Annotated in this window: 14 protein-coding genes; 7 read left to right on the forward strand and 7 right to left on the reverse strand. The window is 36.8% G+C overall.

Annotated elements, in window-relative coordinates; translation table 11 throughout:
• The first annotated feature begins 260 nt into the window (after nt 1–260).
• From MHB58_RS02505 to MHB58_RS02515, 3 genes are all read left to right on the forward strand, one after another.
• Complete coding sequence (locus tag MHB58_RS02505; RefSeq protein ID WP_014824799.1) at nt 261–1,109, forward strand: MBL fold metallo-hydrolase; 849 nt, start codon at nt 261–263, stop codon at nt 1,107–1,109.
• 330 nt (nt 1,110–1,439) lie between these two features.
• Entirely contained in the window at nt 1,440–2,303 is an 864-nt protein-coding gene (locus MHB58_RS02510; protein WP_008404643.1) for a glycine betaine ABC transporter substrate-binding protein, read from the forward strand.
• Nucleotides 2,304–2,635: 332 nt separating this feature from the next.
• Complete coding sequence (locus MHB58_RS02515; RefSeq protein ID WP_014824798.1) at nt 2,636–3,181, forward strand: histidine phosphatase family protein; 546 nt, start codon at nt 2,636–2,638, stop codon at nt 3,179–3,181.
• 73 nt (nt 3,182–3,254) lie between these two features.
• Here the strand turns inward: MHB58_RS02515 and MHB58_RS02520 are convergent, their stop codons facing one another.
• A complete protein-coding gene (locus tag MHB58_RS02520) occupies nt 3,255–3,410 on the reverse strand; it encodes a DUF6143 family protein (RefSeq protein ID WP_231918695.1) in 156 nt (51 codons plus the stop codon).
• 348 nt (nt 3,411–3,758) lie between these two features.
• On the opposite strand from MHB58_RS02520, the gene helD reads away from it, so the two are divergent.
• Complete coding sequence (helD, locus tag MHB58_RS02525; RefSeq protein ID WP_340734605.1) at nt 3,759–6,119, forward strand: RNA polymerase recycling motor HelD; 2,361 nt, start codon at nt 3,759–3,761, stop codon at nt 6,117–6,119.
• 91 nt (nt 6,120–6,210) lie between these two features.
• Here the strand turns inward: helD and MHB58_RS02530 are convergent, their stop codons facing one another.
• Nucleotides 6,211–6,690, reverse strand: coding sequence for a GyrI-like domain-containing protein (locus MHB58_RS02530; protein WP_340734606.1), 480 nt, complete (start codon nt 6,688–6,690; stop codon nt 6,211–6,213).
• Between the two features lie 108 nt (nt 6,691–6,798).
• On the opposite strand from MHB58_RS02530, the gene MHB58_RS02535 reads away from it, so the two are divergent.
• Entirely contained in the window at nt 6,799–7,761 is a 963-nt protein-coding gene (locus MHB58_RS02535) for a helix-turn-helix transcriptional regulator (RefSeq protein WP_340734607.1), read from the forward strand.
• A 48-nt stretch (nt 7,762–7,809) separates the two neighbouring features.
• Here MHB58_RS02535 and MHB58_RS02540 read toward each other — a convergent pair whose 3' ends face one another.
• The 3 genes from MHB58_RS02540 to MHB58_RS02550 all read right to left on the reverse strand — a co-directional run bounded on the left by MHB58_RS02540 (nt 7,810) and on the right by MHB58_RS02550 (nt 9,642).
• The gene (locus MHB58_RS02540) at nt 7,810–8,616 is read right to left on the reverse strand and encodes a murein transglycosylase (protein WP_340734608.1); all 807 of its coding nucleotides are present in this window, start codon (nt 8,614–8,616) and stop codon (nt 7,810–7,812) included.
• 11 nt (nt 8,617–8,627) lie between these two features.
• The gene (locus tag MHB58_RS02545) at nt 8,628–9,071 is read right to left on the reverse strand and encodes a GNAT family N-acetyltransferase (protein WP_008404637.1); all 444 of its coding nucleotides are present in this window, start codon (nt 9,069–9,071) and stop codon (nt 8,628–8,630) included.
• A 217-nt stretch (nt 9,072–9,288) separates the two neighbouring features.
• Nucleotides 9,289–9,642, reverse strand: coding sequence for a staygreen family protein (locus MHB58_RS02550; protein WP_340734609.1), 354 nt, complete (start codon nt 9,640–9,642; stop codon nt 9,289–9,291).
• A gap of 170 nt (nt 9,643–9,812) precedes the next feature.
• On the opposite strand from MHB58_RS02550, the gene MHB58_RS02555 reads away from it, so the two are divergent.
• The gene (locus MHB58_RS02555; protein WP_340734610.1) at nt 9,813–10,175 is read left to right on the forward strand and encodes a hypothetical protein; all 363 of its coding nucleotides are present in this window, start codon (nt 9,813–9,815) and stop codon (nt 10,173–10,175) included.
• Nucleotides 10,176–10,299: 124 nt separating this feature from the next.
• Here the strand turns inward: MHB58_RS02555 and MHB58_RS02560 are convergent, their stop codons facing one another.
• Nucleotides 10,300–11,229 (reverse strand): EamA family transporter, encoded by a 930-nt coding sequence (locus MHB58_RS02560; protein WP_014824791.1) that lies wholly within the window; start codon nt 11,227–11,229, stop codon nt 10,300–10,302.
• Between the two features lie 163 nt (nt 11,230–11,392).
• Entirely contained in the window at nt 11,393–12,163 is a 771-nt protein-coding gene (locus MHB58_RS02565; protein ID WP_340734611.1) for an SDR family NAD(P)-dependent oxidoreductase, read from the reverse strand.
• A gap of 196 nt (nt 12,164–12,359) precedes the next feature.
• Here MHB58_RS02565 and MHB58_RS02570 point away from each other — a divergent pair, with 196 nt between their 5' ends.
• Complete coding sequence (locus MHB58_RS02570) at nt 12,360–12,992, forward strand: nitroreductase family protein (RefSeq protein ID WP_014824789.1); 633 nt, start codon at nt 12,360–12,362, stop codon at nt 12,990–12,992.
• Nucleotides 12,993–13,033: the final 41 nt, after the last annotated feature.

Raw genomic sequence — 13,033 nt, forward strand, 5'->3', positions numbered from 1 at the left:
GAAGTAATTAATTTATTAACCTTTTTAGAATATAAGCGCTTATATTCTTGGTATCATATCATTTGTTCAATGGTCAAAATAGCAGAAAAAGAACTCGAATGAAACTAATAAAAAGTAGTATTTTTAGCTATTTAGAAAATTCTTTATTTGTTATACTGGAAATTTAGACTATTATAAAAAATACTTGCTATATAATTGGACTTTTTAACAAAGAATGTAGTCTATAAACATTTGATTTAAAAGAAAGGGGGACAACCTTTTTGCACTCTATACACAAAATAGGTAAAAGTTTTTGGTATATCACCTCAGTCTCGTTGACTGACCGCCCGATTTTAGGAATGGTGGTTGGCAGTAAAAAGACATTAATGATTGATGCAGGAAACTCGGAAGAACATATGCATTATTTTCTGAATGAACTTCAAAAAAGGGAAGTTCCTAATCCGGATTTAGTTGTCCTAACACATTGGCATTGGGATCATATATTTGGTCTTTCCGCATTACCCGATACTGTTTCAATTGCCTCCAAAGAGACTGAAAGGGAAATGGAGAAGCTTATTCCATTTTCATGGTCAGATGAAGCCATTGATGCGCGAGTAAATGAAGGCGTGGAAATTGAATTTTGTGCAAAAGCGATTAAGGAAGAATACACGAATCATCGAAATATTAAAATTACTTTGCCGGATATTACAATAGAGAAAAGGGCAGAGATAAATCTTGGTGATGTGACTTGTATCGTACAACAAGTTGGAGGGGACCATGCTGCAGATTCTGTCATTGTGTATATAAAAGAAGAGAAGATTCTTTTCTTAGGGGACTGCATTTATCCAAGAATGTATGCCGAAAAAGTACACTATACAATTAGTGAAACTTTACGGTTATTAGATGTATTAGAAACGTTTGATGCGGAAACCTTTATCCCTTCACATCAACAACCAATTTCAAAAGAAGCTTTCGATAAAGAAGTCGTTATGCTAAGAACGATTGCCAAATATACAGAGGTCTGTAAGGGAGATTTACCGACAATAGTGAAGGAATACGAAAACTATGTAAAAAGGGAACTTACCGAAGATGAATTAGAAACCATCTCCCATTTTGCCGATGGATACTAACTGATTGCGCTCCTTTACGAAAAAAATTACAATTTTGAAAAACCACCTAATTGTTGATATACAACGAATTAGGTGGTTTTTTCTGAAAAGAAGACGTTAGACCAAAGAAAAATTAATAGAGAGAACATTTATAAGGTATTCTCTTTTTATTTCCCCCTATATAAGTCAGCTGTTTCCTGTACTGTGCAACCCAAAAACCCCTTTGATTCTTAAAAATTTAAACCGTCTGTATTAATTGCCAATTTGACAAAAGTAACAACCTATTTATAATTATAAGTTGTTAGATGTTAATTTTTACATATAAGTAAAACAATCAGAAAGGAAGATTTTATGAAACTCATTAGTTTATCGAAGCTAGGATTAATTTTAGTATTAAGTTTATTATTAGCTGCATGTTCTTCGGAGGCTGAAGGTACAGAAAAACAAGCTGTCAACTTAGCCTATGTTGAATGGGAGACTGAGGTTGCCTCCACTCATGTAGTAGGACAAGTTCTAGAAGATTTAGGATATGATGTAACGCTGACGCCTTTAGATAATGGAATTATGTGGGAAGCTCTTGCAAATGGAGAGGTTGATGGCATGGTTTCAGCTTGGCTACCGCAGACGCACGCCCCGCAAGTTGAGAAGTACAAAGGCCGTATAGATGATTTAGGTGAAAATTTGTTAGGCGGAAAAATTGGGTTAGTAGTCCCTAGTTATATGGATGTGGATTCCATCGAAGATTTAACAGATGAAGCGGGTAAAACGATAACGGGCATCGAACCAGGTGCAAATATAACAGGAACTACAGAAAAGGCGTATGAGATATATCCGAATCTTGAAGGGTGGACAGTACTAAGCTCATCTTCAGTAGCAATGACAGGGGCTCTTAAACAAGCGATTGAGAACAAAGAAGAAATCATAGTGACAGGTTGGTCTCCTCACTGGAAATTTAACTTATTTGATTTGAAGTATTTAGATGATCCTAAAGGGATGTACGGAACTGAAGAATATATCGGTACATTTGCACGTAATGGATTCAAAGAGGATAATCCTGAGGCATACAGTGTTCTCGATAATTTCCACTGGACTCCGGAAGATATAGAAAGTGTTATGTATGATATTATGGAAGGCATGGATCCGAAAGATGCAGCAAAAAAATGGATTGAAGAAAATGAAGCTAAAGTTGCCGATTGGACAAAAGAAGTTAATTAAGTACCAAGTACCGGATGTACTCAATTTGATCGATCTCAGCATATAAGTCATCATGCTAAGGAGCGCTGGTTAACGGGATTGTCTGCTAGTCTCATTTCTATCGCTTTTATTTTTACCTTAGCAGAAAACATACTCTTATCCCCATAAAAAAACACCTCCATGTTGATTCTTGGTATTCAATACCCATTTTTCAACGAAAGGTGTTTTTTATTTGTGTCATTATTTTAGGTCAGTGCAAAAATACATAAATTATTTCTGATTGTTTTTTATTTCTAATAACCCATGTCATACATTAGGAGTATACTAGGATATTTATGGAAAGGAGACAAAACTTGAATAAAACCTTACTTAATGCACTTAGAAATGGGGGATTTATATTTTATGCAAGGCATGGAGAAGCGACTGTCGGAAGCGATTTAGCTAACTTAAACTTTCAAAACTGTTTAACTCAGAGAAATCTTTCTGAAATGGGACGTAGGCAAGCAATTTACTATGGAGAAATACTTCGGTATTTAAGAATACCATTCGAAATCCCTGTTTCCTCAAGTCCCTATTGCAGGACAATCGAAACAGCACAGTTAGCATTTGGTAGTGGTAATGTTCAAATTAATCCTTTTTGGGTTGAGATAAATAGGTTAAGCGAAAATTTACCAAGTAATGATAGGCAAATAATTTTGAGTAATCTTCAATCAATTTTAGAATATATCCCGGATAAGGGAAATAATAAAATGATTGTTGATCACATTTTTCCTGCAAAGGTTGGATTAGGTCCAATCCCTTATATGGGGACAGTTATTATTAAGCCAAAAGGGCGAGGTAACGGCTATGATATTGTTGGTCAACTATCTTTAGAAGATTGGTCTACATTAGATAGTTAGAAGAACATTGTGGGAACAAAAAACCATGGAGACCTAAGCACGGTATTCCCGATTGAATGAACTGATTTACAAATTAGTTATCATCTATATTTAATTTTTCAAACCAGCCGAATGCAACTTCTGCTTTAACTATTTGATTATTAGGTGAAATTAAGAAAATTACAAATGAACTACCTGGTGGAAAAATAAATTTTCCATCTTCATCTAAATCTATATCTGAAAACCGCACTTAAATTTGTTACGGAAATGTACCGTATCATAAGTAAGTGCGGTTTTCTTTAATACCTTCAAGAAAATGAAATTTCTCCAATATAAATCTTAAAACCGAAAATTTATGTAGATTTAGTAATGTACAGTAAATCTTCAATGAGTAAGCAATCGTTGTTTATTTTATTTCTGCTACCATTTAAGGGCAAAAAAAATACACCTGCCAAATGCATTGTAAAAAATGCGGACACGTGGTAAGTTTATATAGATATACATAACTATTTATACTTGTGTATATTATTCCTTATTCTAATTATATATAAAATTTCTTTATTAGTCAACTCTTAAATATTTTCAAGGAGTGAATGTTATGAAAGCAGATTTCCTGAACGAACAAAAGAGGTTAAATAGTGTTGTGAACGTAATTGATGATCAAACACTTCAACTGGAATCAGAAACGTTAAAGCTCCGAAATGAAGTAGTAAATACTCGTAAGCATTTTTGGGATGAAATAAAAGTTAATACGGATTCGTTTGATGACTTTTTGGAAACCGTGATTAACTTAAGACAAGAAGCACAGGCATTAGCTGTAGGCGAAAGTACGCACCATCACGCATCCAAAAGATTAGCTGTCTTGCATCGGATGAAGTCAGTCCCTTATTTTGGACGAATTGATTTTCTTGAAGAAGGTTTTTCAGAGCAGGAGAAAATTTATATTGGGATTTCATCTTTGATGGATGCAAGTGGTGAGGACTTCCTTATTTATGACTGGAGAGCACCGATTTCAAGCATCTACTATGATTATGAGCCTGGTCCCGCACAGTATACAACGCCTGGAGACAAGGTTTACGGTGATCTCAAGGAAAAGTGGCAATACGTTATTCGTGATGGAAAACTGCAATCTATGTTTGACACAAGTCTCACGATTGGTGACGAAATTTTACAGAAGGTGCTTGGAAAAGGCGCGGATAAGTATATGCAAAGTATCGTAGCAACGATTCAAATGGATCAAAACCGTATTATACGCCATGATCAAGGGCGTATGCTCATTGTGCACGGTGCAGCAGGCAGTGGTAAAACTTCTGCTGCATTACAAAGAATCGCATTTCTATTATATAAATACCGGGACCGTATAAAAGCCGACCAAATTATATTATTTTCACCAAATGCTATGTTTAATAGCTATGTTTCCAACGTACTTCCAGAGCTCGGTGAAGAGAATATGCAGCAAGTTACATTTCAGGAATATTTGGATCATCGCTTAAGTAAAGATTTCCATTTGGAAAACCCGTATCATCAATTGGAATATGTGCTGACGGCAGCAAATAACCCTTCATATAGCGCAAGAATTAAAGGCATTCAATTTAAAGCATCCGTAAAATTTTTCGAGGCGATTAAACTATATCGAGAAACATTGGAAAAATCAGGCCTGCTATTTAAAGATGTCAAATTTAGAGGGAAAATGATCTTTTCCTCACAACAATTGTCGGAGACGTTTTATAGAGAGCATATTTCACTGAGTTTCCAAAGCAGACTTGAAAAGCTGAAAGACTGGCTAATGAATAAAATTAAAGAAATAGAAAAAGTAGAACGTTCTCAGCCATGGGTAGAAGAGGAAATTGAGCTACTAAGCGATGAGACGTATCATAAAATTCATAAATATTTAGCAAAGAAAAATGGCTTTGAAAGAGAAGAGCAAGCGGATTATGAAATGGATCAGGATGCGCTTATTCAAGTAATCGTCCGCCTGAAATTGAAGGCAGTGAGAAAACAAATTCAAACACTGGACTTTATTGATTTAGAAGGGATCTATAAGCAGCTATTTACAGATCCATTACTGATGCAACAGCAATTAAAAGTAGAAGTGCCAGATGAGTGGCAAGCTATATGTGAAGATACACTTCAAATACTGGAATCGGGAACCCTGTATTATGAAGACGCGACACCATTCCTATTTTTGCAGGAATTGATTCAAGGCTTTCAAACAAACCGTTCGATCAAGCATATCCTCATTGATGAGGCGCAGGACTATTCACCGTTTCAATTTGAATTTCTGAAGCGCCTATTCCCTTCAGCCAAAATGACAGTGCTAGGTGATTTTAATCAGGCCATTTTTGCTCATGCGAGTGGAGTGGGAGATTTTCAAACGCTCAACCATCTTTATGGAGAAGAACAAACAGAAGTAATCAATATGACAAGAAGTTACCGTTCAACGAAACCGATTATCGAATTTACACGGAATCTGATAGCAAATGGAGAAAAAATTATCCCGTTTGACCGTGCTGGCGAGTTGCCGGTGTTGACCGAAGTGGAGAATCATACAGACTTGCACCAATGCATACTGTCTAAAATTTCGGAATTACAAAGTGAAGGCTATGGAAGTATTGCAGTTATTTGTAAATCAGCGGAGGAAAGTAAAGCGGCATTTGAGGCATTGAATAAAATTGATGGGATTAAGCTAATAAAAAGCGGTACAGCAGAATTTGAGAAAGGGGTTGTAGTCATTCCTTCGTATTTAGCGAAGGGAATTGAATTTGAAGCGGTCATCATTTATGACGTATCCGAAAACGTATATGGAGACGAAAGTTTACGCAGAATTTTTTATACAGCCTGTACAAGAGCGATGCACGTGCTACAACTATATAGTGTAGGGAAACCGAGTCCTTTTATGCAAAAGCCTTTAAAAGAGAACCTTGTACAACTTGAGTTGAATTCAGAAAGCCTTAGGTAAACATAGTTGTTTCATTAAAACTTAAAGTAAACGGAGCCCGAGAGTGTACCGGGCTCCATTTTAATTTTGGGTCTAAAATCCATATTATCTGTTATTTCTTAATAACCGGAATCCACATTTCGCCGTATACCTGACCGTTTTGTTGATCCATTACAACTGCTGCGTTTGGACCTCCTACATAGGCATAATCTGTTGCTTCTTTTAACGCTTGCCCAAAGGCAATTCCAGTAACAGTATTGGCCAGCTCTTCTGCAGTAGGAGCTTCGCCTTTAACAACTACGTACTCACCTTTAGGAAATTGGATAACTCTAGTTGCCTCTGGTAATGTTTCATCAGTCAGAACCCCGGCATAATGCATCATCTTATTATTCACTGCTTCGTTCACGATAAAAATATAGTCGTTTGTGGCTACAGCCTTTAATGCATCCAGTCTTCCATCCTCATTGACCGCATGCCAAAAATCGGCCTTTTCTTTATTTATTCCCATATAGTCTGTGTAATCGCTCTTTAGTTCTGTTCCGAAACCTAAAACAACAAAGCTGTCCTTTTCTTCAATCGTGTAATTTGCCATATAAAACCCTTCTTTCAATTTTGTTTTAATCAAGATTTGTTTTTTTACTTGATAGGTTTATAATAGCCATAAATCATGTCAGAATATGATACTGTTTCGGAGGTGCCAATGAAAAAAGTTGAACGGATTAATACAATTATGCGGTATATCAACAACCGTGCTCACTTTACCATTTCTGAAATTATGCAAGAGTTTAATATCTCGCGTTCAACGGCTATACGAGATATTAGAGAAATTGAAACTATTGGGATGCCCCTTGTCGCTGAAGTTGGAAGAGAAGGGGGTTATAGTGTTCTGCATAATTCTGTGCTTCCAGCTGTTCGCTTTACAGATAATGAGATTAAAGCTCTTTTTATTGCCTTTATGGCGACAAGAAATCAACAGCTTCCATATTTAAAAAGTCGCCAGTCGTTAGCTGAGAAACTACTCGGTTTAATTTCAGAAAACCAGCAAGACGACCTTGTGCTGTTAAACCAAATCTTGCTGTTCGAAGGTACGAACCCTCACAATCCGGATTTGCTGGATTTATCCGATTTACCTGATCCTGTGATAGAAAAGCTTATACAAACACTTCTGATTGACCGCTATTTAATTATTTCAGTGAAAGAAGGGAAGTTAATAAAAACATATTCAATTTATCTCTTGTATCTTCATCATAAAAAGGGGAACTGGCTGATAGAAGGCTTTGATGCAGGTGAGGAAAAGAATCGGATTTTTCCTGTCTCGCATCTTATCGATATAAAATCGGACGAGGGGAAAAATAGAATCAGTAAGAAGGAGATTTTAAAAAAGCTTAGTGAGTGGAGTAAAGAGAATAACCTTGTACTTGAGCTTGGTCCAAAAGCGATTGCGCAGTTTAAAAAATATCATCCTTTAAAGCTTTCTATTTCCTATACAAATCCTTACCAAACGACAGCCATTCTAGAGGCTTTCATCAATACTGAAAACGAGGAAGACATAGTAGAAATAACGAATTGGCTGCTGTTTCTGGGAGCGGATATAACAATTAGAAAATTGCCGGAAGAAGTGTTAAAAGGGATACAAGAGAGCGTGTCCGTATATTGCCGTTGAAAAACCCACTTAAACTGTATAAGTGGGTTTTATCATTGAAGACAAATTTCAATTTATATCTTTAACATATTGCTCCAGATCAGCGGGAGATTTTAGCTCATTCAGTTCTTTTACAGACTCCGCATCCTCTGATTCATACGAAAAATAAAATCGGGCAGTTCTATCATCCAAATGTTTGAAGTTAAACTCATTATAGGGTAGTTTGCGGTCCCTTTTCGTCAGCTGTTTTTGCACATCTTCATTAAAGAACACAATTTCAATGTTGAAGTAATTTAAATTCTGATTTTTAAAATGCTGAATCATCTTATAGGCTTTCTCCAGCTGGTCGTTTATATTGTTGGAGGATTCCAGAATAACATTTGCAAAGACAATATTTCCGATACCGTTAGCTTCTTTTTGCAAAATCTCTTCGTACGTGTCGTTATGGTCATATCGTGCTTCGATTTCATCCGAAAATGACACATTTACCATATAGGAGTATTTTTCAACCGTTCCATAAAGCTCTTCATACAGCAACCCGAATCGCGTATTCAGTTCATCACGCCAATGGATTTGCAAATACGTATCATAAAACGGCTCCATATCCTCATTTACCGAAACCGTAACTTCCAGATCAGGATTCTTTTTTGGATGAGCGATAATATGGTAATCCCCGAAATCATTGCCCAATGGTTTGGAGTAGGTAGATTCATCTATCACAAAGTCTATGTTATATTTTTCTTCAAGAGAAGCTTCGGCGGCGTTTTCTGCTTTGAAGCTTATAACTGGGTAGTAAAAATAATCAAATGAAGCAATCGTGAGAATTAAAATAAAGAAGCCTGGAATCGCTAGTAACGCAATCGTTATAATTCGCATCGGAGTTTCTCCTAATACGTATAGCGTGCTACTTGCTCACCTTCAATAACAAAGCCGTCTATTTCCCGGAAGCCCATTTTTTCATAGATGCGCTTTGCATGCTCATTGTCAGGTTCATAAGAAAGGCTAATCGTTTGGTTGTGAGGCTCTTTCATTGCTCGAATATCCTCTATGACGAGCTGAACTGCTTCTTTCCCATATCCTTTTCCCTGATGTTTCTGGTCAATCATCATACGGTAAATCCAGTATTCATTGTCATCTTCATCAATACCATAAAGTGTGAATCCGACCATTTCTTCACCGTAGTAAATTCCTTTTGCATGGAAATTTTCCAAAAAGTTCAGCTGCGCCAGTGACACCGTATTTGATGCTACAAACTTTACTTGATCCTCCCGCACTTTTAATGAAATCGCTTTTATCCAATTGTCTTTTGTAATCGTTTTTAAATGCAGCATTTCTTTTACCCTCTCTCATGTAAAGTGAAGTGTCGTGCATTACGCACTAACAATTAATACCATAAAAGGGAGTGGAATTGAATATTACATTTTACCGCATTTCATAAAATTAAAAGGAGTTGGAAAAACTGCTGAAAGTCCCAAAAATCTCTTGTTTATATAACTGGGGGTATGTGGATATGAAGTTTACGATGATTAATCCATTGTCCAAAGCTGGTTAGACATTGAATAAAAAACGGTCACCATACCGGATTGCCGTCAATGCGAGAGGCAATTCGCGCTCGAATACTTCATAACGCCGCATTGCTGTATTGAAATCCTGACCTTCTTTGTTAACCATTACATAGGCATTGTAATATATACAGTGCCCATTCGTTTTCCATTCGCCGATTACTTCATCTCTCATATCATTATTCACTTTGTCCCACGCAAACTGTGTTCCAATTGTTAAAAATAATTCTCCGGTGTCATCAGAATGGGTGAGTGTATGGTGTCTTGAAATAACGGGATCTGTTGCGGTAACACCATCCCTGTATTCAACGGACAGCCTTTCAGGATTAAATTTGTTCATGTCATTGCTCCAATCATTTTCTATATTCATATGCAACTTTTTTATTGGAGGTGAAGAGGTCGTTACTATGAGTAATTAACGTTTCATCCGAGTATTTCAAATGTCTATATTGCGTAAAATCATGAACATATACTAGGTTAGATGTCAAACTTAGTAGGGAGGTGAATGACATGCCATTTTTTGGGCAAAATTCTAGAGCAGGGATGTTTCCGCCAAATGGACAACAATTTGGTCCTGCACCGCAAATGGGCAGACAGCAGATGGGAATGCCTCGATCCAATGAATTTGCAAGACCGAGGGAAGCCTTTTATCCGCCATATCCAGTGAATCCTAGACAGGGGCAGGGGCAACAGCAGTTCAATCCATATCCACAACAGCAGTTCAACCCTTTTCCACAACAGCAACAACAGCAGGGTTCTCGCTTTAGCGGTCTTTCGGATAATTTAAATACAATGATGGGCCATGTGGGGACATTAACTAATGGAATTAATACGATGAGACAAGTAGGCGCAATGCTGAATCTCTTCAGATAATTAAATATAAAACTCGAAATATCAATTTAGCCTATCAATAGAAAATTATTGATAAGCTTTTTTGTTTCTGTAAAATAAAAAGACGCTAACCAAAGGCTGTTTGCACAGTTGATTAGCATCCTAATTAATTTTTATTATGCTGATGAAGAATTGTTCTTTTTGATCGTTTTTTCATGCGAATGATGTTTGGACCGATTTCATTTAATACAATCGCTACGAGGATTAGCACAATACCGAGCCATTGCACAGCTTTAACCGTTTCAGCCAAAATGATGCTCGCTGATAAAATTGCGACAGGCAGTTCAACAGAAGTTAATATATTCGCCAAACCTCCTGAAATCAACGGTGCACCGACCGCGTAAAACAGTGGCGGCAATACAGCTCCAAATAATGAAACCCCTGCAGCGCTTGTCACCAAGCTTCCTTCAAGGGGAAATACAGTAGGGATGTCCTTCATAAATAGGATAAATACTAAAATCGTTGAACCTGTCACCATTAAAGAAGTACGGGTTAATGGATTGACATCAACGGCGACTTTTCCGCTGAAAAAGATAAAGGCAGCATAAGTAAAAGCAGATAATATGCCCATAACAAAACCTTTAATCGGAAGGCCCTGCATATCACCGTTTAAAATATTCGATGCGAAAAATACACCGACAAGAATGAGCACAATCGAAAAAATAGTAATCGGGGCGGGCTTAATTTTATTGAAGACCCATTCGAACAGAATGCCGATCCAAACGAACTGGAACATTAAAATGATGGCCAGTGAAGCAGGTAAATACTGCATCGCACCATAATAAAAAATACTTGTTAAACCGATAAAACATCCGGTAATCATAATTGGAATGATATTCTTTTTAGTCAGTCCTTTAGTCCCGTCGCCTTTTAAGAAAGCGATTGACCACAAAAGCAAAAAGGAGATGACCATTTGGACAAGATTAATTTGTCCAAGTGAGTAACCGTGCCCAAACCCTAACTTAGCGAACACAGGTGTAAAACCAAAGCATCCTGCACCTAGCAGTACAAAGAATACTCCTTTATTTATCTTCATATCTATAAACCTCCGATAATGCTTGAGAATAACGATTTTATATTAACATATATAACTTGCGGTGGCAGTGGTGACGGGTTATGAAGGAGTTGAAAAAGTTTTGTATATGAAAAAGGGAAAAAACCAAAAGAATGGGCTCTTTTGGTTTTTCTTTTCCTTAAATTTAAACATTGTATAATGCGCCATCTATCGTGAGAGAAGATGAACTTACATATGAAGCTTCATCAGAAAGTAAGAAAGCAATAACATTTGCTACTTCTTCCGGTTCACCATAGCGTTTCATCGGTACAGCATCATTGTATGCTGCTTGAGCTGCCTCTGCAGCGCCCGGCGCAACATTTGCTTCAATTTTACGCATCATTTGTGTATTGATCACACCTGGATTTACCGTATTTACACGAACATTATACGCTGCTGCTTCTAAAGCGGCCACCTTATTAAGACCCATTACTGCATGTTTAGATGAATTATATAGTGCCATACTTGGAGAACCGATTAAGCCGGCTACTGATGAAGTATTGACAATAGAACCGGATTTTTGTTCTTTCATTACCGGCAGTACATATTTTAGGCCGAAAAGAACACCTTTTACATTAATGCCATATACAAAGTCGAATTCTTTTTCTGTAATTTCTTCAAGGGGTTTTGCTGGGCCTTCAACACCTGCGTTATTTACAAAGCCGTCGATTCGGCCGAATTTCGAGATTGTTTGATCTACATAGTTTTTCACATTGTCTTCTTTTGACACATCAGCTTTTACAATTAAGCTGTTTTCATCTGTAAGTGAAAGTTCTGTTTGAACGGCTTTAATCGCATCTTCGTTTAGATCGACCAATACAACTTTTGCTTTTTCACTAACCAGTTTTCTTACAACCTCTTTACCGATACCTCCTGCCGCACCTGTGACAATAATAATTTTGTTTTCAAATTTCATATTCTGCATCTCCTGTTTCTTTAAAATAATTTTTATAACTTATTGAATTCCCTATAGAAAGTATGGACTTTCTATTATTTCTCAACCGATTAAAAGATATGAAATTATTGACAACTAAAATCATAATATGGTAAATTTGTCTCGAAATAAAGATATTTTAATTCAAACTAAATATACAAGGAAGAGGTAGCACAGTATGAACTTTGAAGACTTAGTAAAATCTCGCCATTCCGCAATGAACTTTATAGAAACTGAACAAATGACAGAAGAAGATTTTAAAAATATATTTGAGCTGACAAAAATGGCTCCAAGCGCATACAACCTGCAGTTTACGAATTACCTGGTCATTACAGATCAAGAGAAGAAGGAAAGAGTAAAAGAATTAAGCTACAACCAATATAAAATCCATACAGCAAGCGGTGTTGTGATTGTTATGGGCAATAAGAACAGCATTGAAATGCCGGAAGTCGAAAGAATTTACAGTCCATTAAAAATGCTGAAGATGATGGATGAAGTGGAGTATGATATGACGATGGAATTGATTAAAGGGTATAGTGACGGCTTAAAAAACAATCCGCATGAATTGAATTTAGAATTAGTGCGCAATGCCGGTATTCACGCTATGCTCTTTATGCTGAGCGCCAAGCATTACGGATTCGATACATGTCCAATGCATGTCCATAATGTCGATGAACTAAGAAAAGAGTTTAATATTCCGGATCATTTAGAGCCGATAATGATGATTACGATAGGGAAAAGTGTTGATAAAGTACGTGCCCGTGGTTACCGTAAACCGGTCGGGGAATTTGTGAATTTCAATGGGTATTAATCAATAATGTTAGGCGGCTGAACTCCATTTTGGATAATTCA

Origin of the sequence: Solibacillus sp. FSL K6-1554, assembly GCF_038005185.1 — a bacterium.
GTDB lineage: Bacteria > Bacillota > Bacilli > Bacillales_A > Planococcaceae > Solibacillus > Solibacillus silvestris.